At 45.5% G+C, this 1,969-nt stretch carries 1 protein-coding gene; it reads right to left on the reverse strand.

All coding sequences use genetic code 11. From position 1 onward, the window contains the following. Positions 1–589 precede the first annotated feature (589 nt). Complete coding sequence (locus tag ACT3R7_RS20615; protein ID WP_193092607.1) at positions 590–1,165, reverse strand: hypothetical protein; 576 nt, start codon at positions 1,163–1,165, stop codon at positions 590–592. Between the last annotated feature and the right edge of the window lie 804 nt (positions 1,166–1,969).

The following is a 1,969-nucleotide window of genomic DNA, read 5'->3' on the forward strand; positions in this document are numbered from 1 at the left end:
CTAGACAGGTTAGCTACGGAATTCTGGGTAGCCGTTGTTTGAGGCTTCTCCTCGATCTTTGGTTCAACCTTTAGGATCGGCGTCAACCATATCGCTACAGCAATCCCTATTATAGCCACAATGACGCCTATACCGGTCCATTCCTTTCTTGATAGAAAATCAGAAATTCTTCTCATAAATTGCGAATATTTTCTCGGCGAGGTTTAACATAGATTATCGTGCTGGCAGCATAACACCACTGAATTAGCATACTGCTTTCTCCGGGAGGGCCGCTTTGGGTCGTTATCAGACTCATATCGCTAGCTCATGATTCTTAAGATAACAGTAACGAAGCCAGCAAGCCTTGTCACCTTCGTTTTGACGAAAACAAGACTGAGGTAGGTAAAGGTGATAAACCTGATCAAAGTCTGGGCTGCCAAATCCCAAACACAAAAAAGCCCGCTGATTGCTCAGCGGGCTTTTTCTATATTCTGTGGCGGAGAGGGAGACCGCCATCATTGCGTTATTATCAATAGCTTACATGCTTACCTATTAATTACCCAACAAAAAAGCCAACATAAATAAAGTCATTGGGTGATATGGGGTAATATTATATTGCACACTGCCTAAGCCCAGAAAGCATATTCGCTGTAATTGGGTATGTGCCATCTTGTGAGCCAGTTGAATTGTTGACGCCATATCCTATGATGCGAATCATCATAGTTTCACCACCCCTTGCTTGGGAGAGGATTTCTTGGGATTTTTCTAGCTCAGCCATAGTGTAAGGGCTTTGCATAGACATAACGTTTTGCATTGCTTGCTGTATCTGCTCATTCCCCTGGGCTGCTGGCTTATATGAATGCTCTGATATTGGCGTCTCGGTATGGGATATTCGGATTGGCTCATGTTGATCAATCTTCACCAGAACATCACCAACAGGAACGTTATAGTTATTAGATACGCCAAAGTAAACATTCCCATCCCCAGCCTTGGCAAAGAAAGGGAAGTAGCGCACACCATAAGCAGCTGACAAGTTTTTAAAAGCGTCGTTGAATTGAACAGCGCAAGCGGTAGTGCCATAGAATTGATCTGTACGTTGATCTACTACCCAGTCACTCTTAAATCCCATATTGGATGCGCAGCCTGAAAGCGCTAGTACTAAGCTAGCAACAGCTAATTTCTTCATTCCCTGCCCCTTTAATTATTAATTACCAGCGGTAGCATAGCCTATCTTTTCTTAGCTGGTTAGCACCCATTCAGTAACCAGCCTAAAGGTGATGGTAGTCGGCGCGCATGATATCCATGCATAGGCGTAGACGAATTAAAAAGCTAAAACGCCTAGTACCCTCCCCCTCTAAACCTCGTAAAGCCACGAAACAACACAAGGAACACTAAAGCAAGGGAAGCAGGGTTCTACGAAACTTTTGTAATACCCTGCGAAAGCGCAGAGTTTTTTAAGCCACTCAGTCACTCTTTAGCGATGTCCTGATGTTTCAGGACATCTATTCAACGAGCGCAATTTTGCGCCCATCTGCGTTTTCATAACTCATATGGCCTGGGTATCGCCGGGAAGGTCAGTACGACCGTCTCGGGTGGTCAGATTGACCACGGCTAAAAGTGACTGAATCTCACAATTAAAAGGGGGAACCCTCTACTTTGCCCTTGCGCGTTTGAAACGCGGATCTGCCCATTATCTTTCTCCGGTCTCAAACCGACAAACTCCCGCGCTTTTACTCAGGCTGAGGAAAAGCCGGAATCCCGGCCTTAAGGCTGGCCGGTCAATTTGACCGGGTAAGTTATTGATAGTCAGCTATTCCTGCACGTTTCCGGGTTTCAAACCGCAAAACACCGCGCCTCTCCTCAATCCCCGGAATTAGGGGTATTTTAATACCACCAATCGATGGGAATTTGTGAGTAGTTTTGAACGACTTTCAAAGCGGATGGCTAGCCTAGCCAAGCTCCGTAATAACTAGTGATTTGGTGGATACCG

The organism is Halomonas sp. AOP43-A1-21 (genome assembly GCF_052376775.1).
Classification (GTDB): domain Bacteria; phylum Pseudomonadota; class Gammaproteobacteria; order Pseudomonadales; family Halomonadaceae; genus Vreelandella; species Vreelandella colorata.